17 protein-coding genes and 1 pseudogene are annotated in these 20,584 nt (G+C 45.5%); 13 read left to right on the top strand and 5 right to left on the bottom strand.

The features are described 5' to 3' along the window. Positions 1-226 precede the first annotated feature (226 nt). The 5 genes from MTF70_RS04500 to gcvA all read left to right on the top strand — a co-directional run bounded on the left by MTF70_RS04500 (position 227) and on the right by gcvA (position 5,301). Positions 227-1,261: a DUF4118 domain-containing protein gene (locus MTF70_RS04500; RefSeq protein ID WP_171344188.1), complete on the top strand. Its 1,035-nt coding sequence runs from the start codon at positions 227-229 to the stop codon at positions 1,259-1,261. Next, complete coding sequence (locus MTF70_RS04495) at positions 1,258-1,956, top strand: response regulator transcription factor (RefSeq protein WP_086047254.1); 699 nt, start codon at positions 1,258-1,260, stop codon at positions 1,954-1,956. Before MTF70_RS04500 ends, MTF70_RS04495 begins: the two co-directional genes overlap by 4 nt. A 151-nt stretch (positions 1,957-2,107) precedes the next feature. Continuing rightward, a complete protein-coding gene (locus MTF70_RS04490) occupies positions 2,108-2,761 on the top strand; it encodes a TrkA family potassium uptake protein (RefSeq protein ID WP_005375180.1) in 654 nt (217 codons plus the stop codon). 1 nt (position 2,762) lies between these two features. After that, entirely contained in the window at positions 2,763-4,127 is a 1,365-nt protein-coding gene (locus MTF70_RS04485; RefSeq protein ID WP_205461272.1) for a TrkH family potassium uptake protein, read from the top strand. A gap of 247 nt (positions 4,128-4,374) precedes the next feature. Continuing rightward, positions 4,375-5,301 carry a transcriptional regulator GcvA gene (gene gcvA, locus MTF70_RS04480; protein ID WP_017635307.1) on the top strand — a complete coding sequence of 309 codons (927 nt, stop codon included), beginning with the start codon at positions 4,375-4,377 and terminating at the stop codon, positions 5,299-5,301. Positions 5,302-5,394: 93 nt separating this feature from the next. On the opposite strand, the gene MTF70_RS04475 is transcribed toward gcvA, so the two are convergent. Further along, on the bottom strand, positions 5,395-7,131 hold the full coding sequence (locus MTF70_RS04475) for a BCCT family transporter (protein WP_044129598.1): 1,737 nt from the start codon (positions 7,129-7,131) through the stop codon (positions 5,395-5,397). A gap of 318 nt (positions 7,132-7,449) precedes the next feature. Between MTF70_RS04475 and MTF70_RS04470 the strand changes: the two genes are divergently transcribed. The 6 genes and pseudogenes from MTF70_RS04470 to MTF70_RS04445 all read left to right on the top strand — a co-directional run bounded on the left by MTF70_RS04470 (position 7,450) and on the right by MTF70_RS04445 (position 13,327). Then, complete coding sequence (locus MTF70_RS04470) at positions 7,450-8,637, top strand: aromatic ring-hydroxylating dioxygenase subunit alpha (RefSeq protein WP_025768534.1); 1,188 nt, start codon at positions 7,450-7,452, stop codon at positions 8,635-8,637. Position 8,638: 1 nt separating this feature from the next. Continuing rightward, a complete protein-coding gene (locus MTF70_RS04465) occupies positions 8,639-10,075 on the top strand; it encodes an aldehyde dehydrogenase family protein (RefSeq protein WP_005385881.1) in 1,437 nt (478 codons plus the stop codon). A 142-nt stretch (positions 10,076-10,217) separates the two neighbouring features. After that, positions 10,218-10,379 (top strand): annotated as a pseudogene (locus MTF70_RS04460) (rubredoxin); the annotation flags it as partial. Beyond that, the gene (locus MTF70_RS04455) at positions 10,368-11,651 is read left to right on the top strand and encodes an FAD-dependent oxidoreductase (RefSeq protein WP_238959139.1); all 1,284 of its coding nucleotides are present in this window, start codon (positions 10,368-10,370) and stop codon (positions 11,649-11,651) included. The pseudogene MTF70_RS04460 and the gene MTF70_RS04455, both read left to right, overlap by 12 nt. Before the next feature lie 12 nt (positions 11,652-11,663). Next, a complete protein-coding gene (locus tag MTF70_RS04450; protein ID WP_025768532.1) occupies positions 11,664-12,980 on the top strand; it encodes an FAD-binding oxidoreductase in 1,317 nt (438 codons plus the stop codon). Further along, entirely contained in the window at positions 12,977-13,327 is a 351-nt protein-coding gene (locus MTF70_RS04445; RefSeq protein ID WP_025768531.1) for an ethanolamine utilization protein EutQ, read from the top strand. Before MTF70_RS04450 ends, MTF70_RS04445 begins: the two co-directional genes overlap by 4 nt. 225 nt (positions 13,328-13,552) lie before the next feature. Here the strand turns inward: MTF70_RS04445 and azu are convergent, their stop codons facing one another. From azu to norR, 4 genes are all read right to left on the bottom strand, one after another. Then, positions 13,553-14,005 carry an azurin gene (gene azu / locus MTF70_RS04440; protein ID WP_005375211.1) on the bottom strand — a complete coding sequence of 151 codons (453 nt, stop codon included), beginning with the start codon at positions 14,003-14,005 and terminating at the stop codon, positions 13,553-13,555. A 335-nt stretch (positions 14,006-14,340) separates the two neighbouring features. Continuing rightward, entirely contained in the window at positions 14,341-14,991 is a 651-nt protein-coding gene (locus MTF70_RS04435) for an HAD family phosphatase (protein ID WP_025768530.1), read from the bottom strand. 268 nt (positions 14,992-15,259) lie between these two features. Beyond that, positions 15,260-15,778 (bottom strand): hypothetical protein, encoded by a 519-nt coding sequence (locus MTF70_RS04430; protein WP_005375218.1) that lies wholly within the window; start codon positions 15,776-15,778, stop codon positions 15,260-15,262. Between the two features lie 399 nt (positions 15,779-16,177). Then, positions 16,178-17,710, bottom strand: a complete 1,533-nt coding sequence (norR, locus tag MTF70_RS04425) for a nitric oxide reductase transcriptional regulator NorR (protein WP_025768529.1) — start codon at positions 17,708-17,710, stop codon at positions 16,178-16,180. A 190-nt stretch (positions 17,711-17,900) separates the two neighbouring features. On the opposite strand from norR, the gene norV reads away from it, so the two are divergent. Both norV and norW read left to right on the top strand, forming a co-directional pair. Next, positions 17,901-19,403, top strand: coding sequence for an anaerobic nitric oxide reductase flavorubredoxin (gene norV / locus MTF70_RS04420; RefSeq protein ID WP_025768528.1), 1,503 nt, complete (start codon positions 17,901-17,903; stop codon positions 19,401-19,403). Between the two features lie 10 nt (positions 19,404-19,413). Further along, a complete protein-coding gene (gene norW / locus MTF70_RS04415) occupies positions 19,414-20,562 on the top strand; it encodes an NADH:flavorubredoxin reductase NorW (protein WP_205461274.1) in 1,149 nt (382 codons plus the stop codon). Positions 20,563-20,584: the final 22 nt, after the last annotated feature.

Raw genomic sequence — 20,584 nt, 5'->3', positions numbered from 1 at the left:
ACGAAAGAGGAGCAAATGCTCCTCTTTTTTGTGTCTGTCGTTTATACCGAGTAAGTAGGCGTTAATGGGCAACGTTAACTTGTGATTATTCATTGAGTTAGGCCAACTTAATGATGATTATGTTTATAACTCACTATCGTTATTGAATTTTTTACGCTTTTTTTACGCGAACTCCGAATGGGCTTTTGCTAAAGTTTTCTACATCGAATTTTGGTTGATGTATTTTATGTTTGTTCAATGGCGAGATAACACCTTTCTCTTTTCTACTACCGTGATTGTTGGTGCGGTTGTCGTCTCATGGCTGTTAGACCAACTGTTTGGCTCTACAGCCGCAGTCCTGCTGATTTTACAGTTAGCGGTCGTGGTAGTGGCGTTTCAATGCAACTCGCGATTCGCTTATGCGGCGGCGGTGGTCGAAGCGTTGAGCTTCAACTTCTTTTTCACGACGCCTCGTTACTCTTTGCAGATGTTTCGTCCGGAAGACATTTTTAATTTAGTCGTGTTTATGGTGGTGGCTTTTATCACCAGCACCTTTGCGGATCTTTATCGTCGGCAGCAGGGAGAGTTAAAACAAACCAAGCTGCAAAACAGCATCCTGCTATCGGTGTCCCATGACCTACGCACGCCGCTAGCAACCATTATTGGAACACTGACCACACTCAACGAGTACATGCCCAAGCTCGATGACTTAGAGCGTAAAGAATTGCTCGACAGTGCGACTTCAGAAAGCCATCGCTTGCATCAATATATCGAGAACCTCTTACAGGCGACTAAGCTCCAGCACGGCACATTAAAAATTACCAAAAAAGATGAGCTGATTGCAGATATTGTGCGGGATGCGGTTTCTCGTTTGCCGAATTACACCGAGAAAGTGTCCATGAATATGGATGATTCCGTTGGTTATTTATCAGTAAGTCGTTCGCTCATCGAACAAGCGATTTTTAATGTGTTGGATAATGCCATGCGATTTTCACCAGAGAATGAATCTGTTGAGGTTTCACTTTCTAAGCAGGGTTTGTCGTGCGTGATTGATGTTCGGGACATGGGGATTGGCATCAAAGCTGAAGATGCGGAAAAAATATTCAACCTTTTCTATTCCGGCGCGAACAACAAATCGGCCGATTCAGGCACCGGAATGGGACTCGCGGTTGCCAAAGGCATCATCATCGCACACCAAGGAGAGATTCAATCTATGCCAGTATCAGAAGGGACGCTGATCCGCATTCTACTTCCACTCAATCAAGGAGCAGAGCAGGCGTGAGTTACAAAGTTTTAGTCGTGGACGATGAGCCTCGCATTCATACCTTTATTCGAATTTCGCTGTCTGCTGAAGGGTTTGATTACATTGGCGCGAGTACCATTGCAGAAGCCAAAGCGTGTTTCGAAGCACATTCGCCGCACGTCATTCTGCTAGATTTAGGCTTGCCCGACGGCGATGGGAAGGAGTTTCTCACTACGCTTCGTCAGACGTATAAAACGCCAGTGCTAGTGCTGACGGCTCGCGATCAAGAAGAGGAAAAAATCCGCCTTTTAGAAGCGGGCGCGAATGATTACTTGAGCAAGCCTTTTGGCGTAAAAGAGCTCATCGCGCGCATCAAAGTGCTGGTTCGAGATTTGGTGGATGAGCAATCCATCGCTGATGAGCTGGTGGCTGGCCGAGTCAAAATCATCAAAAGCACTCACCAATTTTGGTTGGATCAGAGGGAAATTCCACTCACCAAGAAAGAGTTTTCTTTCATTGAACAATTGATTCTCAAGCCGGGAAAACTCATTGAGCAAACTCATTTGCTAGCGGTGATTTGGGGAAAAAGTCATGTCGAAGATACTCACTACTTACGCGTGCTAGTGAGTCAACTACGCAAAAAACTGAACGATAGTGCTGACGAACAGCGGCTATTAAAAACCGAGCCGGGGCTGGGTTATCGTTTAGTGCTTGAGACGTCCAAGCACCACTAAATTCCAAATTTAATCAACGTTAATGCCAAGGTTTAGTGCTGGTTATCAGCACTCGAACAGGATTCGTGTTGCCTATTTTCCGCGACGGAAAATCAGTCTAGCCCTTAACGCATTAGCATTTTCTATACATAAAACACAGTTAGGTATTGATATGGCTCACTTTACAGTAATTGGTTTAGGGCGATTTGGCGTTGCCGCCAGCTTAGAACTTATTCATCTTGGACACACCGTAACGGGGGTGGATAGCGACCCGAAAATCGTCGAAAAATACGTCGAAGAGTTAACGCAAGCGGTCATATGTGACGCAACAGACGAAGGTGCACTCAGAGAGTTAGCGTTAGCGAACAGTGATGTGGTGTTGGTGGCGATTGGCGAAGACATGCAAGCCAGTTTGTTGTGTACGCTGGCGCTGAAAAATCTGGGTGTGAAATCTATTTGGGTCAAAGCGAGCACCAAAGCACACCACACCATCGTGTCTAAGCTTGGTGTACAACGCATTATTCATCCGGAAGAGGAGATGGGCGTAAGAGTCGCGCAGGCACTCAACTATCCGATGGTGAACAACTATTTGGAAATGGGGCATGGTTTGTATGTGGTGGAAATCCACGTTAAATCCAATCTGCACGATACGCCGCTTTCTAAGTTGATCAGCCGAGGCAGTTACAACATTCAGCCTATCTTGGTGAAGCGCGAAGAAGCCGTCTACACCAATATCAATGATGAGTTTGTGCTTAATGAGTTCGACACGCTGTTGCTTTGCGGTAGTCGCGCTGAGCTGAAATACGTCGCTCCAAGGTTGGTGTAACATGGTTTTGTGGCATCCCTCTGTTGTCCCAATCGAGCGAAAACCCAAAGCGGGCAAAAAATTGTTGGGCGCACCGCCATTAATACTTAGCCTCAGCTTTGCGTGCTTGATCATGCTCGGCACGGTCTTACTCAAACTGCCGATTGCCACCACAGAGCCCATCACTTGGATTCAAAGCCTGTTTACAGCAACATCGGCCATTACGGTGACGGGATTAGTTGTGGTGGACACGGGCACGGCGTTTACGCCTTTTGGGCAAGTGGTTATTGCTTTCCTGATTCAATGTGGTGGCCTAGGTTTGATGACGTTTGCTATCGTGACCTTGCTGGCTCTGGGCGGAAAAATTGGCTTTTTGGAGCGAGCAGTCGCGAGAGAGGCGTTCAACCAGACTGATTCATCGACACTCATTGCCACTGCTAAATCTGTATTGATGTTCGCTCTGCTCGTTGAACTTATTGGTTTCACTATTTTGAGCGTTTATTGGAGTGAAGAGCTAGGCTGGGAAACCAGTTTGTTCCATGGTTTCTTCTACACCATCAGTGCGTTTAACAATGCAGGTTTTGCGTTGAGTGCCGATAGCTTAATGCCTTACGTGGACGACCCGGTCGTTAACTTCACCATTACCAGTTTGTTCATTATTGGTGGTTTAGGCTTCTCGGTTTGGATTGACTTAAAACGCAATCGCCGTTGGCATCGACTCACCGTTTACAGTCGAATGATGATCTTAGGCACGATGATCATTAACGTGGTGGCACTTATCGCGATTTATCTGATTGAATATGACAACCCCAACACGCTTGCCCCGTTGAGCGAAGCAGGGAAATGGTGGGCATCGTGGTTTCAAGCGGTGACGCCAAGAACGGCAGGGTTCAACACTTTAGCTATCGATCAGTTGGAAGATGCCACAACGGCGATCATTCTGGTGTTGATGTTTATCGGCGGTGGATCATTGAGTACGGCAAGTGGCATTAAAGTTGTGACATTTATAGTGTTAGTCTTGGCGACTTACAGCTATTTGCGTCGCGATGAAGCAACCTATGCCTTTCAACGCGAGATTCCCAAAGAGACCATCAGCAAGGCATTGGCGCTAACTCTGATCTCGGTGGGGGTGACTTGGTTTGCCATATTCACGCTGTTACTGACAGAGAAAGCGTCTATGTTAGACATTATGTTCGAAGCGGTCTCGGCACTGGGTACGGTTGGGTTATCGCGAGGCTTAACGGGCAGTTTGTCCGAACCGGGTGAGTTAGTGATCATCTTCATGATGTTTATGGGACGATTAGGGCCTCTTACATTAGCGTACTTCTTAGCCAGTCCAAGAAAGAAAAAAGCGCGTTACGCGAGTACTAAACTGGCAATAGGGTAAATGGGCTAACTCGTACAAAGTGAGCAAAAGGCTAGACAAAAGAGGAGTAACTGCTCCTCTTTTTGTGCTCGTTGTAGCCACGAAACTGTATACGGCAGTCTCTCTCACAACAATTTATGATTCATCTCTATTTTTTATCATTTATAAATTGTCGTTTTTGAGGTGTTGTCCAGAATGGCATTATCCACGTGCAACATAAGATTGCCGGGAATAAAAATAATTACAATACTGCCTTACTGGAAGATACATGAAAATCAAACCCCTCCCACCTTTAAATAGCCTCGTTGCGTTTGAAGCGTCGGCGCGGCACTTGAGTTTTACATTAGCCGCTGACGAGCTAAACGTGACCCAAGGTGCTATCAGTCGCCAAATTAGACAATTAGAAGAATACTTAGGCAAGGCTATGTTCACGCGAGCCAATCGAAGCATTAATTTAACGCCTACAGGTCTTCAATATTATCAAGCTGTCAGCCAATCTTTGCTCGATATTGCTCAAATCACGGGTGAAGTGAAGAAGTGGCAGGGCGAACAAAAGATCACGGTTGCGACGACAAATGCAATGGCAGCCTTGTGGTTGTTGCCTAAGGTTGCTCAATTTCAAAATGAACATGATGACATCGATATAAGGATATTGGCCTCAGATAATGTGTTGGACTTACGCCGATTAGATTGCGATATCGCCTTGTTTTATTGTCGCACTCCACCTGCGGAAATGGACGTGACAACGCTATTTTCAGAAGAAGTATTCCCTGTGTGTAGCCCGCTTTATCTAGAGAAAATCGGCCAGCCTAGTAAGCCAGAAGAAATCTTCAATAAAACGTTACTCTATCTGGAAGAGTCTCAAAGAGATTGGGTGAATTGGGAGCAGTGGTTTGCGAGTGTAGGATTGCCAAATATTTCGCCTCGTAATCGCATGAACATCAATAACTATCCAATGCTGTTACAAGCGGCAATTAATGGTCAGGGAATCGCGTTAGCCTGGGGGTCATTAGTGGACGACTATTTACAAAGCGGTGCTTTAGTTAGGCCAGTCGAACACGTGCTTTCAACACCTTCCAATTTCTCTATGCTTGAACCTAAAAATAGAGGTTTAATCCCAGCAAGCGTCAAGCGTTTTAGAGAGTGGCTTTTGCAACAGTTGCCAGATGAGGTGGGTGATCGAGGTTTAGCCTAAATCAATAAGCAGAGAAAATAACAGAGTTTGGTCATGTTAAAAAGCGGGAGTACCAGTTCCCGCTTTGTTTTAATTGATTGATGAAACGACGCACTAACTTAGTACTGGTCCCTGATTGAGTGTGGAATCATCTTTTAGTGAGGATGTTGAAGCGATAGGCTCGGAAACCACTGTTTTGCTTTCAACAAGCGGTTCAACAGGACCATCAAGTTTCTCTTGCTCTGGGTGAACGTGCTCTGGAAGCATTGCCCATGGCTTAGGTTCGCGTCGAATACTATGAAACAGCGTTAAGCTCATCACTGCGATAAAAATGGCGATAGGGAAACCGGCAATAATGGAGGCCGTTTGCATTGCTTTTAACCCTCCTGCGTATAGAAGTACTCCCGCAATGGCTGCGATCATGATCCCCCACAATACGCGTATAGAGGTAGGAGGCTCACTGTGCCCAGCGGCATCGAGGGTACATAGAACCAAGGTACCCGAGTCTGCGGAGGTAATGAAATAAGTACCGAGTAATAGACACGCAAGCACGCTAAGTAGTTTACCAAACATACCTGTATCTAGATTGTCGAATAGCGTAAACAAAGCGCGTGTCGTATCGGCTTTAGTCGCTTCAAGAATCGGGCCGCCAGAAAAATCCGCAGGTGGTGTTTGTTTGGCTTCTTGTGCCGCAGTGACTTGCTCTTGATGAGCAACACGAGCGTCTTGCTCTACCTTCAACGCTGCACCACCAAATACTGAAATCCATAAAAACGTGATTAGCGTAGGTACGATTAATGCGCCACCGATAAGTTCACGTATTGTGCGTCCTTTAGAGATACGAGCTACAAACATGCCAACGAAAGGCGCCCAAGTCATCCACCAAGGCCAGTAATAAGCCGTCCACCAGTTTTGCCAGCCAGAGTCATTCTGTGCATCGCTCCATAAGCTCATACCGACAATGTTTTGTGCATAAAGCCCCGTACTTTCGAGTAGCGTATTTAAGATATAGCGAGTTGGACCAATGTAAAGTACGACTAGCACGAGTGCGAGTGAAAGCAGCATGTTCCATTCTGATAAACGGCGAATACCTTTTCCTACACCAGATAGCACCGACGCAACCGCACAAGTACAAAGGGAAACGATAATAAAGAGTTGAATCCCCAAACTAATGTCTAGACCAAAGGCTTGATTCAAACCAGAGTTTATTTGGATAACTCCCATCCCCAAGGTTTGAGAGATACCGAAAGCAGTCACCGCGACTGTTAGGATATCAACCGTGTGCCCGATAGGCCCATAAATACGATCACCAATCAAAGGGTACAAGATAGAGCGTAGGGTAAAAGGCAGATCTTTACGGTAGGAAAAGTAAGCTAATGCGAGTGCAACAATGATAAAGACAGACCAAGGATGTAGACCCCAGTGAAAGAATGTCAGTTTCATTGATGTTGTTGCGGCTTCATTGGTCAGGCCTTGAGTAAATGGGTTGTCAGCGTAATGCCACATCGGTTCGGCGACCGACCAGAAAATTAAGCCTATCCCCATGCCTCCGGAAAAAAGCATGGATACCCAAGACAAATAACTAAACTCTGGTTTTTCGTCATCTTTACTCAAACGAATATGCCCATATCGACTAACCATAAGGTAAAGAAGAAAACCGACAACGAGTGAAACAAGTCCGATGTAAAACCACTTCATATTCTGTAGCAAAATGCCGGAAATCGTTTCGAAGTATTGGCCCGCTTGATTGGCGAGAATGGCGCAGAAAAGTACAAAACCGATAACGACGATCTTTGATGCGATAGTCACAGTCGGATTGAGTCCTTTCAATATCCCAGATGTTGCTCTCATAGGCATCCCTCACAGTGCGTTTGTTTTAGCGTTATTGTTTGTTGCGTTATTGTTAATTTTTGAAAGAGAGTAGAGAGAGGGCTTTTGTGTTTCAACTGATTAATACTCATCGGTTAATGAGTATTAATCATGACAAGAAGATCATTGTTAATTAAAAGGTTATTTTTTGTTCGAGATCAATGCATGAATGACAAAAACTCATCCAAGCCCGGCGAAAAAGTCGTTTGTTTGTTGCCGGGTTGTTAATCAAAATCATCTCCACTAACACAACACGATGTTGTACGCACTGGATGCAACTCGACTCTCGGAGATAAGAATATGAGCAATGTCAACCAAACCATTATTCCTGTTGAACTTGTTGATAATGTACTGAACCCAATCAGTGAAGCAACAGGAATGCCGAATCAGGCCTACACCAGCGAAGAGTATTTTACTTTTGAGCGTGATCAGGTGTTTGGTAACACTTGGGTATGCATTGGTTTTGCATCAGACCTGCTTAAAAATGGCTATGTGATGCCACTTGATTTCATGAATCTTCCACTACTCATGATGAGAAATCGTCAAGGTGAAGTCCAAGTCTTCCACAACGTATGTAGTCATCGTGGTATGAAGCTGGTGCATGAGGCAGGCGAAGTTCAAGGCATGATTCGCTGTCCTTACCATTCATGGACGTACGATCTTGACGGCAATCTAAAAGGCACACCACACATTGGTGGTATCGCAAAACACAAAGATGACCGATTTAAGTGTGAAAAACATGGCCTTAAGCCACTTCGTTCAGCCGTTTGGATGGACATGGTGTTCGTCAACTTATCGGGCAATGCAGAAAGCTTTGAAGAGCATATCGCGCCGCTAGAGCAACGTTGGCAGCAATTCTTAGGTGAAGAAGGATTAGGGCTTCTTCGCCGCGTGAACATGGGTGGCAACTTAGAGATAGAAGTGAAAAGTAACTGGAAGCTTGCCGTAGAAAACTACTGTGAAGCTTACCACTTACCTTGGGTGCATCCGAGTTTGAACAGTTATTCTCGCCTAGAGGATCACTACAACATCATGTTTGCAGAGCGTTTTGCTGGCCAAGGTAGTCTCGCATACAACCTCTCTGATACTGCAGGAACACACTTACCTAAATTTCCAAGCTGGCCAGAAGATAAACTGCGTCATGCAGAATATGTTGCACTCTTTCCAAACGTGTTGCTTGGTATTCAAGCCGATCATGCCTTTGCAATGATGATTGAACCAATCACTGCGAATAAAAGTGTTGAGCACCTACGTGTTTTCTATGTGGGTGATGAAGCAACGAATGATGAGTTCGCTGCGTGCCGTACTGCTACCGTTGAGTCATGGCGAGTCGTATTCGGCGAAGATATTGGAGCGGTCGAGGGCATGCAGGAAGGTCGTTACTCACCTGGCTTTGGTGGTGGTGTGTTCTCACCAGAAATGGATGTTCCGACGCATTTCTTTCAAACCTGGTTGGCAAAGCAAGTGAAAGCGGCACTGGAGCAGTAATATGATGCATTACCTTAATTATATTGATGGTGAGTGGTGCGATTCAGAGCAAGCGCTGACCGTCATGAACCCTGGCACAGCCGAAGCGTATGCGACGGTTGCAGAAGCCACTATCACCGATGCAGATCGCGCAATGGCAGCGGCACGTCGAGTAGTCAATCAAGGCGTTCTTTCGGACGTTCGTCCAGCCGTCAGAACCGAGTGGATGTTAAAAGCCGCTGCGGCTATTCGTGAAATGGTTGATGAAGGTGGGTTAGTTGCCTGCCGTGAAAATGGGAAATCTTTGCAAGATGCCAAAGATGAGTTTTTAGAATCGGCACGTTACTTCGAATACTACGCTGGCATGGCCGACAAGCTAGAAGGCACGTCAATTCCGTTGGGTAAAGATTATGTCGATTTCACCCAATATGTGCCGTTTGGTGTGTCAGTGCAGATTGTGCCGTGGAATTTCCCAGTTTCTATTTGTGCACGCTCATTAGCACCTGCATTAGCTGCTGGTAACGCAGTGGTGATCAAATCGCCAGAGATTTCCCCACTCGCTATGACGTTGTTGATTAAAGCGATTGAAAAAGCGGGTTTCCCAAAAGGCGCGATTAACTTGCTATGTGGCAAAGGCTCCGTAGTTGGCAGCCACTTGGTGCAGCATCAAGACGTTGATCAAATTGTCTTTACAGGTTCTGTGCCGACCGGCCAACGCATACTGAAAGATTCAGCGCAACGCGCCACACCATCTGTGATGGAGCTGGGTGGTAAATCGGCCGCTATCGCACTGAAAGATGTGAGTCTCGAAACGCTTTTACAAAGCGTTCAAGTCGGTATTTTCTTTAACGCTGGTCAAGTTTGTTCGGCAATGTCTCGTTTGCTAATTCAAAAAGAGCGTTATGAAGAAGTAAAAGCGGCGGTAGTGAAAATGGCGCAAGACCTAACCATTGGTCAAGGTGAAAGCCAGCCGGATATAACACCGTTGGTATCGGCTGATCAACAAGCGCGCGTGCTTGAAATGATAGAACAAGCAAAAGCCGACGGCGCGAACATCCTAACGGGTGGATACGCCCCTGATTTGTCGGGTTACTTTGTGGCACCGACGGTGATTGAAGCCTCACCAGATATGCGTATTGCTCAAGAAGAAGTGTTTGGTCCTGTACTGGTAATTACACCGTTTGAAACCGAGCAAGAGGCCGTTGAAATCGCGAATGGCACCGATTTTGGCCTGGTCGCTGGTGTCTTTGGTGAAAGCCTAAACCAAACATTGCGTGTGGCACAGCAACTGCGTGGTGGACAAGTGTTCATCAATGAATGGTTTGCTGGTGGCATCGAAACACCATTTGGTGGCGTGGGCTTGTCCGGGTTTGGGCGAGAGAAAGGACAAGAAGCGATTTATAGCTACGTCCAGACACGCAATATTGCCATTCGTTTGCAGCAAGACAGCAACGTATAGCTACCGTGTAACTGTATTTTCATCACCTCGTACCGGCTTGGATTTCAGACCACAAGCTAGGGCGAGGTTGATGGAATCACAACAAATCTGACAGCGGTTTGTAAACACGGAAATTCTGAACAAGGTAGTTGGAGTATAAGTGATGAGAAAGTGGCTCTGTATTATTTGCGGCTTAATCTATGATGAAGCACAAGGTTGGCCATCCGATGGCATTGCACCAGGAACAGCATGGGAAGATGTACCGGATGACTGGTTATGTCCTGACTGTTTAGTGGGTAAGGCCGATTTTGAAATGATCGAAATTACCGACGACGCGCCACTAGAAGAGGTTGCAGCGGTGTCTTCGGTGTCGGTAGAAGCGTCTGTTCAGCCAAATACTGCTCAGCCTCTTCCATCTGAAGTTACTCAACCTGTATTCTCAAATGACCCTATCGTTATCATCGGTAGTGGCCACAGTGGTTACCAGTTGGCGGCGGCACTTAGAGCGCAATCTGAGACGGTTCCGATCACTGTCTTTACCGCTGATGATGGCGCTTTGTACAGCAAACCAGCATTGTCTAATGCACTGGTCATGAATAAAGACGGCGACGCGCTACAAAGTGAGAGCGCGTTGGAGTGGGAAAGCCGTCTCAATATCCGAGTTTACCCGCATACCCGTGTTGAACAGATCGATCGTGCCAATTCAACGTTACATACCTCCATCGGTAAATACGCCTACAGCCGCTTGGTACTGGCAACAGGTGCATCACCGATTGAAATCCCAATTGAGGGCGATCGCTCTTGGGTTATGAGTGTGAACGACTTAGTTGATTACCGCCGTTTCAGAGCGGAGCTGCAAGACAAAAAGCGCATCGCGATCCTAGGTGATGGCTTAATTGGCTGTGAGTTCGCAAATGATCTGATCGAAAGCGGTTATGAAGTAACAGTTATCGGGTTGGGTCAATGGCCAATGGAGCGTTTGATCCCGCAACAGTTGGGTGAATCATTACAAAGCGCACTTGCCGATCGAGGCGTGCAATGGGCTCTACAAGACAGTATCACCAGAATCGAACCAAGGTCGGAATCTAGTGCGGTTTTACATCTAAACAGTGGCAAGCAGATTGAAGCAGATCTAGTGCTGAGCGCGGTTGGACTCAAGCCAAATGTTTCTCTGGCTGAGCAAGCAGGGCTCGAAGTGGGCCGCGGCATTAAAGTGAATCAATTCGGCCAGACGAGTGATGAGAATATTTACTCGCTAGGTGACTGTGTTGAAACTGAGCAAGGTTGGCAGCCCTATATTGCACCTATTAATCAAATGATCCCTTCTGTAGCGAAAAGCTTGCTAGGCGATGTCGCCCCTATCTCGTTAACACCAACTCCAGTGATTGTAAAAACGCCGATTCTTCCACTCACGATTTTCCCGGTAGCCGCTGAAGAACAGGGACAATGGTACATCGAGAACCAAGCAGATGAATTGACCGCTGCGTTTTATTCACCAGAAGGAGCAATGCTCGGTTTTGCGTTGCTAGGAAGAAAAGTACAGTCATTACGCGGCCCTTGGCTAGATCAATTGTCATTGAAACTGTCAGCAGCGTAGCGGAGAAAAAAGATGATTCATTTACCCAATGATGACGTGACGTGTGGTTGGTACCATGCGTTGCCAAGTATTCCAGAAAAATCGGCGTTAAAAGGTAAACAAAGTGCTGACTATGCCGTGTTAGGTGCCGGTTTCGCAGGCCTAGCTATGGCAAGACGTTTAGCTGAACTTATGCCTAATGCACGAATTATACTGATTGATGCGCAACGTATCGGCCAAGGGGCTTCAGGAAGAAATTCGGGCTTTGTTATCGATTTGCCTCATAAGTTTTCACTTGAGCATCCCGACCCTGAGCACAAGCAAAAGTTATTATCACTCAACCGTTCTGCGATTGCTCAGCTAAACACTTTAGTGTCGAAGCACAGTATTTCTTGTCAGTGGTCAGCAAAGGGCAAATATCAAGGAGCCGTAGGGGCGCGCGGTGAAGCGTATCTCGATCACTTTGAGCACCTAATGAAAGACCTTGGCGAACCATACTTCCATGTTAATGGCAGTGAGCTGGCGAGAGTCTTGGGAACAAACTACTACAGCCGCGCAATTTACACGCCAGGTGGTTATTTAATGCAACCTGCTGCTTTGGTGCGTGGGCTAGGGGAAAGCCTTCCAGAGAACGTCGAGGTGTTAGAAAACTCGCCAATCCGCAAGCTCAGTAAAGAAAACGGTTGCTGGGTATTACATGGAGATAGTGGCTCTGTTGAAACCCCTGAACTGCTGCTTGGGACCAGCATTTTTACTCGGGAGTTTGGTTATCTTAAAAACAGATTACTTCCAGTGATGACGTTTGCAAGCTGGACGCGTCCATTAACCGACGCAGAAATGCAGCGATACGGAGGTGAGCTGAATTGGGGGTTAACTCCAGCTGATCATGCGGGAACGACGTTACGTATGACCGCCGATCGACGTATTTTGATCCGCAATACTTACAAACACGTGCCGAAATATGGCTCAAGCATGAACGATAAAGTCAGAGAACAAATTCGCGACGATCATCGTCAGGTCTTTCTGGCGCGTTATCCCGAGCTGGCCGACGTACCATTTACTCACACATGGGGTGGGGTGTATGCCATCTCTCGTAACTTTACTAACTTTTTCGGTCAATTAGATGAAGGTGTTTATGCCAGCGCTTGTGACAATGGTGTTGGTGCTGCGTGGGGAACCATTTCTGGAACACTGTTAGCTGACTATGTCGTTGGTGCGACATCTAAATCATTGGATGACATACAGCAAGTGACAGGAATGCCTTGTTTGAATCCGCCAGAGCCTTTTTTAGGCATGGGAGTAAAAACGCGTATCCAATTAGCAAAATGGCAAAGCCGGAGTGAATTATGAAGCAAGTCAAACTCGTTGATAGTAAAAACCTAGATTTTAATGTTCGTGGTGATACGCCGGGAATGGCGTACGTAGCCCGAGCGTTAAGCCCGGAAATTTCACCAAACATTGGCGTAGGCTTTGCTAAATGGGAAGGCGCTCAAGTGGCTTGGACGGTGCTTTATGATGAAGTTATTTTCGTGATTGAAGGCTGTTTCGAGCTGACCGCAAATGGTGAAACACATTTTGTGCACCCAGGTCAGATGCTGTGGATACCGGAAGGAACTGAATTGGTTTATGGTGGGCATGCTCTGTTCGGCTATGTGGTTCATCCAGGAAACTGGAAAGAGTTACATGGTATTGAATGACTTTTATCATTTAGTAGTGTCTCGGAAAGGCAAAACAAAAAACCGATTTTTACCCATGAGTTTTCGTAAAAGAACTTAATCTAAATGGAGCAAGGGTTTCTTACTTGCTATGTTTCTTGGTCACGTTTCCAGACGTGTTAGACCTTTCTCAATTGCTATTTTATCTATCAAAAGGGAAGCCTTGGCTTCCCTATAATGAGTCTTCTTTTGGCTTGGCTAAATCTTTTATTTTAGCTCAAATTTACCCTGCATGATTGCCCAGTGACCCGGGAACGAACAGAAGAATGAATAGTCACCGCCGGCTTTCATTTTCTCAGTACTGAACGTAATGCTGGTGCTTTCACCGCCACCAATTACTTTTGTGTGAGCGTAGACGCGATCATCATTTGGTTTTACGTAGTTATTTTCTGCTCCAGCTGCCATGCCATCAGTACCGACTGCTTGTAGGTTGGCTGTGTCAGAGATGACCACGTTGTGACCCATCGATTGCGCTGGCATCTTACCTGTGTGATTCAGCGTCAGTTTTACCTCTTTACAAGTGGCTGGTACGCTCAATGTTTTAGTAGAAAACTGCATCATATCGTTAGCATCTAATGACACTTCACACTCGGCACTGGCTTGGGCACCAAAGCTCATTCCGACTAATGCGAAGGTTGTTGCTAATAAACGTAAAGACATATAACACTCTCCATTTTGTATTTTAGGCTGACTTGGATTGATCTTATCCAATAGTTCTCATTATCAGCCAATTTTCACTCCAAAAACGTGCTTCAATCGGTATATTGACGTTTTGTTGCAAGCTTGTACTGGTCAGTTCCGCTATTTGATCACTCAAATACCTTATTTCATGCGATTGCGTGAGTTAAATCAAAAGTCGTGATTAGCCAGAGTTAAGGTGAAATTAATCTCGCTAAACGGGTGGAAGAATCGTTTGGTTTTAAGGTATTGGAGAGGTTTCGAGAAAGAAGCTCAGCTAAATTGCTGAGCTTCTAGAGAACAGATGACAAGTAAACCTAGCGAGTTTGTTTTAACGTGTGCAACACATCATGCAGTGAAGGTGCAACAGTATGGCCTAATTGCTTTATTTCGTCACAAGGCTCAACCAGATCAGGAATTTGATAAGTGATCATGTTCGCTGCTACCGCAGCACGTACGCCATTATTTGAATCTTCAAAGGCGAGACATTTGGTTGGATCTACGCTTAGACGACTTGCTGCAAGCAGGTAGATCTCTGGATCAGGTTTGCCGTGTGACACTTCACAGCCTGTCGTTAAGTTGTCGAAATACTTGCTTAGGCCCGCTAACTCCAACTTCTTCTGTGCCACTTCTTTTGCTGTAGAAGTGGCGACTGCAATTGGCAACCCTTGGCCTTTCAACCACTCAAGCAGCTCAATCACCCCTTTTTTTACCGGTATCGCTTGGTGCTTAACCACAGCGTCGTAACGGTCGCGCCACTCTTGGTGTAAGCGGTCAAGATCATCCCCATAAGCTTTACGAAAAATCACTTCAATGCCCGCTGCATTGCGACCAATGATTGAAAGGTAAACATCTTTATAGAAGGGTAGGTTCTGGGCTTCACATGCTTCTTGGAAAATATGCATACAGACGCGCTCAGTATCAAGGAGCAAACCATCCATATCAAAAATAGCAGCTTGGTAGTTCATTACATTAAGACTTTTTGGTTGGGATGGCGCATTTTGACACAAGCAGATCGGTTTTTCTTCTAAAAATTAGAACTTGATTTTGATCCTATGAGTTCACATTGCCTCTGAACACACTATACACAGAGTCTATAAATTAGGTGTGAAATATAATATTTTTAAAATTATAAAAATTCAGTTAAATAGATAAAACTCTATCTTAATATAAGCTAGAGTTTTATTAATATTCTATTGTTATTTTAACTATTGGATAATTTATTAATAGTTAAAATTAATAATAAAATAATACCAAGTCACGATTGTTTACGACTGCATGAGTGTACCAGCTCTTGACTTCAGATATTTGTTGCTCTGATAAGCCTCCGAAGTCAACGTTATCTTGGTGAATATCTTGATTTTTTATCATAAAAACAACAGGGAAATCGTCAGGGAATGGGAATTTTATAGGATAATCGGTATTAGTGAATGGAATATCGCAGAAATCGTTTACATCGCAAGGATACCAAGAGTTATTGGATAAGTAATAACCAGTTATCTTACATATAGCTTCAAGCAAGTAAGCATAGGCGTAACCCAAGTGACTGTATTTTATCTCTTCAGACAACATTTGCATAAGAAGCTCTTCAGCTCGGATGCTTTCGCCACTACTTTCCAGCATTTCATTAATCACCTTAAAGGAGTCTTGACACCTTTCCATTATGGCTTTTTCTAGCTCTGGATTACGCTCATTCTTTAGTACGTTAAAAACCTTTTCAGTATCTAATGAATATACTGTCGCCCCATATCCCATATTTTATTCTCCTCACTTTTATACAGTTAAATTCATTTAAGTGTTTTTTATCGAAGGGATTATATTTTGATGTTTTTTGAAGGTAAAGTGTATATATAGAGGTTGTATTTATTATGATGAACTTTGAAAGTTTAGATTCTTAAAATAAATACTATATATTTAATTTTATTAGATCTAGCTCATAAAAATACCTTAACTATTATTGTGTTTATTGTTAAGGGTTATTAAATCTGTGAGGTGGTTCAAGACAATAAAATTTAGAAGAAAATACCGTCAAACTTAGGTAGCTATTCTATCTGAGCACTCAGCCCACTACTTATGGTGGGCTGAGTGCACGGTTGGGCATCAGGCACATTATTTGGCGATGAATATGCCATATTAGGTGATATTCGTTAGTGTCTATTTTATCCCTAGGCGTTTTGCTAAGCGGTGTAAATTACCGTTATCTAATTCAAGCTGACGTGCAGTTGCTGCCCAGTTACCTTGGTTCTCTTCCAGAGCTCGAACAATCATCGCTTTTTGGAAGGCATCTGTGGCAGGCTTCAATCCGCCTTCTGGTAGCTCAAGCCAAGAGTTTTGTTCCGCTTCTTCAATGTTCTTGATGTTCTGATTCGGCGTTCTAATATCAAAATCTTGCTCAACCAACTCAATGTCCAAGGCGTGAGTACGCGCTTTTGCCAAAACACCGGCACGTTTAATGACATGTTCAAGCTCTCGCACGTTGCCTGGCCATGAATAGTCTTTGAGTGCCTGCACCAAAGTGGGGGACAAACGAATGCTGTTCAATCCCAATTTGCTTCTTAAGCTCTCAGCGAAAAAGCCTGCGAGTAATACCACATCGTCTTCACGTTCACGAAGAGGTGGAACATGAAGCGGGAAGACGCTTAGACGATGATACAAGTCGGCTCGGAAGCGACCAGCAGTCACTTCTTCATGCAATATACGGTTAGTGGCGGCGACAATGCGTGTGTTGACTCGAATATGGCGGTCATCACCCACACGTTGAATGTCGCCGTATTGTAGGGCTCGAAGTAACTTGGCTTGCAGCTCTAACGACAGTTCGCCGACTTCATCCAAAAACAGTGTGCCGCCATCGGCTTGTTCGAACTTACCTTTACGATTGCTGATTGCGCCTGTAAATGCGCCTTTGATATGGCCGAACAACTCGCTTTCCGCGACTGATTCCGGCAGCGCTGCACAGTTGAGGTAAACCAAAGTATTGTTCGAGCGGCTAGAGCGATGGTGAATAGCGCTGGCAACCAACTCTTTACCTACGCCCGTTTCTCCCATGACCAACACAGACAATTCCGTATCGGCGACTGCATCAATCTGCTCTTGAAGATTCTTCATGCCCTGAGAGTTGCCAATGATTTCGTTACTTAAGGTGCGCTTCTCGGCGTAAGAGTCGCGTGGCAGGCTCGCTTGTGTCTCTAGTTGTTCTAGTAGGAGTGCAGTGTGAAGGCCACCTGCTGCCAACGCGCTGACAAAACGTAACTCTTGGTTGCGTAGCCCATCAAATTGGTTGGGGTCGAAGGCGTCAATCGTAATGGCACCAATCAGTTGATCGTCGATCAGCAGAGGTAAACCAATGCAGGAATGGACATGCAGTTTGTCATCGTGGTTTGGAATCAAGCCGTCGTATGGATCAGGTAAGTCGCTGTCGGAGGGAAAGCGCACGATATCGCCTGCTCGGGCAATGGCTTCTAACCTTGGGTGCTGCTCAATGGAGAAACGGCGTCCAAGGACCTCTTTCGCCAATCCATTGATCGCTAAAGGTTTAAAGTGCTGGTCTTCATACAAAAGAAGGGCAGAAGAGTCACACTTCAATACCTCTCGAATCGTGGTTAATAACGTGTCAAAGCGAGCTTGTTGAGTGAGCGCCGAGTTAAGGTCTTGCGTGATGTGTAGCCATTGCGCGATTAAAGAAGTCATAGCCAATACCGATTGTGTCAATATGACTATTGTAGTGTCTTAATGACAATTTTCAACTGTGTCTAAATGACACTTGTTAAAGTTGATTTTTAATTAAGGTGTTGAAATATATAGTAATTAAAAGTTGGCACGCCCGGTGCAATACAAGAAGAAATTATTTTTGTTTATCCCGTCATTCAAGGTAGTAATTATGACAATTCACGTAAAAAACAACATTCACTGGGTAGGTCAACGCGATTGGGAAGTTCAAGACTTCCACGGTACAGAATACAAAATGACAAAAGGTACCAGCTACAACAGTTATCTAATTCGTGAAGAGAAAACCGTATTGATTGATACGGTCGATCATCGATTCAGTCAACAATTCATCCAAAATTTAGAAATGGAAATCGACCTTAAGTCTATCGACTTTATTGTGGTAAACCATGCAGAAGAAGATCACTCAGGCGCATTGTCGGCATTGATGGAGAAAATTCCGAACACGCCAATTTACTGTACAGAAGCGGCGATTGATTCGATTGTGGGTCATCACCACCATCCTGAGTGGAACTTCAAAACCGTAAAAACGGGCGATAGCATCGATATTGGTAACGGTAAGCAATTGGTCTTCGTGGAAGCACCGATGCTGCATTGGCCAGACAGCATGATGACTTACCTAACGGGCGATGCAGTGTTATTCAGCAATGACGCATTTGGTCAGCACTATTGCGATGAACGTCTGTTCAATGATGAAGTGGATCAAAATGAGTTGATGGAACAGTGTTTGCGTTACTACTCAAATATCTTAACGCCATTCAGCAGCTTGGTAACCGCAAAAATCAAAGAAGTGCTGAGCTTCAATTTGCCTGTCGACATGATCGCCACGTCACACGGTATTGTATGGCGCGATAATCCGGTTCAAATCATCGAGCAATACTTAGCATGGGCAGACAATTATCAAGAAGATCGCATTACGATTTTCTACGATTCTATGTCAAATAACACCCGAATGATGGCCGATGCAATCGCGCAAGGCATTCACGATGTCGACCCTGGCGTGGCGGTCAAAGTCTTTAATGTCTCTAAGCATGATAAGAATGAAATTCTCGCCAACGTATTCCGCTCAAAAGGCATCTTGGTTGGTTCGTCTACCATGAATAACGTCATGATGCCGAAGATCGCAGGCATGCTAGAAGAAATTACCGGTCTGCGCTTCAAAGCGAAGAAAGCCGCTGCGTTTGGTAGCTACGGTTGGAACGGTGGTGCGGTAGATCGTATCCATGCTCGATTGACCGACGCAGGCTTTGAAACCGCAGTGAGCTTGAAAACCAAATGGCGACCAGATGGTAAAGCGATGCGTGAGTGCCGTGAGCATGGTCAGAACATCGCGAAATTGTGGGCAAAGCATGACCTGACAAGTCCTGTTATTTCTCCGGCGATTGTGGCGTCTGCACCACAAGTTCAATCACAACCCGCTGCGGCAGCGACAACACAGGCGGTAGTAGATGCTGCTCCTAGCAACCCTAGTGCCGAGGCGCATCCTGCAGATTGTCAATGCATGGTTTGCACCGTTTGTAATTGGGTATACGACCCAGCTAAAGGCGAGCCTAATCAAGGCGTTGAACCGGGTACGGCATGGTCTGAAGTGCCAGATTACTTCTTGTGCCCAGAATGTCACTTGGGTAAAGACGTCTTTGTCGAATACAACGGGTAAGGGGGCGAATATGCAAGCACCTATTGTGATTATTGGTAGCGGCTTTGCGGCTTACCAATTGGTGAAAACAGTGCGTCGAATGGACGCACATATTCCGCTGCAAGTGTTTACTGCTGATGATGGCGCGGAATACAACAAGCCTGATTTGAGTCATGTATTCAGTAACAAGCAAACTGCCCAAGATTTGGTAGTTAAAAGTGGTGAGGAGTTTGCACAGGAACACAACATCGAACTGTTCGCCCATACCATGATTGAGCATGTCGACGTGCAAGCTCAGCAAGTGGTCGCCAACGGCCAAACCTATCCTTACTCCAAACTGGTCTTTGCGACAGGCGCGAAAGCCTTTGTGCCGCCAATATCTGGTGATGCAGCACCTGAGGTGATAACGCTGAACTCGCTACAAGAATATCAATTAGCGGAAGAGCAAATCAGTCGGGCGAAACGAATTCTAGTAATGGGTGGTGGTTTGATCGGCGTCGAGATCGCCATGGATCTCGCAACCAGTGGTAAAGCAGTTACGGTGGTTGAGCCAAATCCCCGTTTGCTCGCTAACTTGATTCCTGAATTCGTTGCATTGCCGCTTGAAAACCAACTTAAGCTGCAAGGTATTCAACTTGCCTTGGAGACTGGAGTTGTCGCGATCAATCACTCGGATGATTCGCTTGTGGCAAGCTTGAGCAAAGGTAAGGAAATCGAAGCCGATGTAGCGATTTCAGCTGCGGGTTTACGTGCTAACACTTGGTTAGCGAAGGCTTGTGGGTTGAGTGTCAATAAAGGCATCGAGGTGGATGCTCGATTACAGACATCAGCAGCCAATGTGTTCGCATTAGGCGATTGTGCTGAGATCCAAGGTCGAATGATGCCGTACCTCCAACCGATCGTGCTAAGTGCCAATGCTTTGGGCAAACAACTACTGGGGCAAGAAGCAGAGTTGAAACTACCGCCCATGATGGTAAAGGTCAAAACGCCGAGCTACCCAATTCAATTGGCAGGCGATTTTAGTTCGGTGACGAACTGGAGCGTGCAGATTTCTCAAACTGGCATTGCCGCGAAAGCAGAAGATGAAAATAGCCGACTTATGGGCTTCGTCGTGACGGGAGAACAAGTTACGCAAGCATTTCCATTGCTTCGAGAGTTGTCTCAAGCCGGTCAGGCTTAACCGATTTAAACGAAAAGAATTG

It is taken from the genome of Vibrio sp. 2CM40D, assembly GCF_023161825.1.
Taxonomy (GTDB): Bacteria; Pseudomonadota; Gammaproteobacteria; order Enterobacterales; family Vibrionaceae; genus Vibrio; species Vibrio alginolyticus.
Note: the sequence above shows the minus strand (reverse complement) of the source record. Positions and strands in the feature narration are given on the sequence as shown.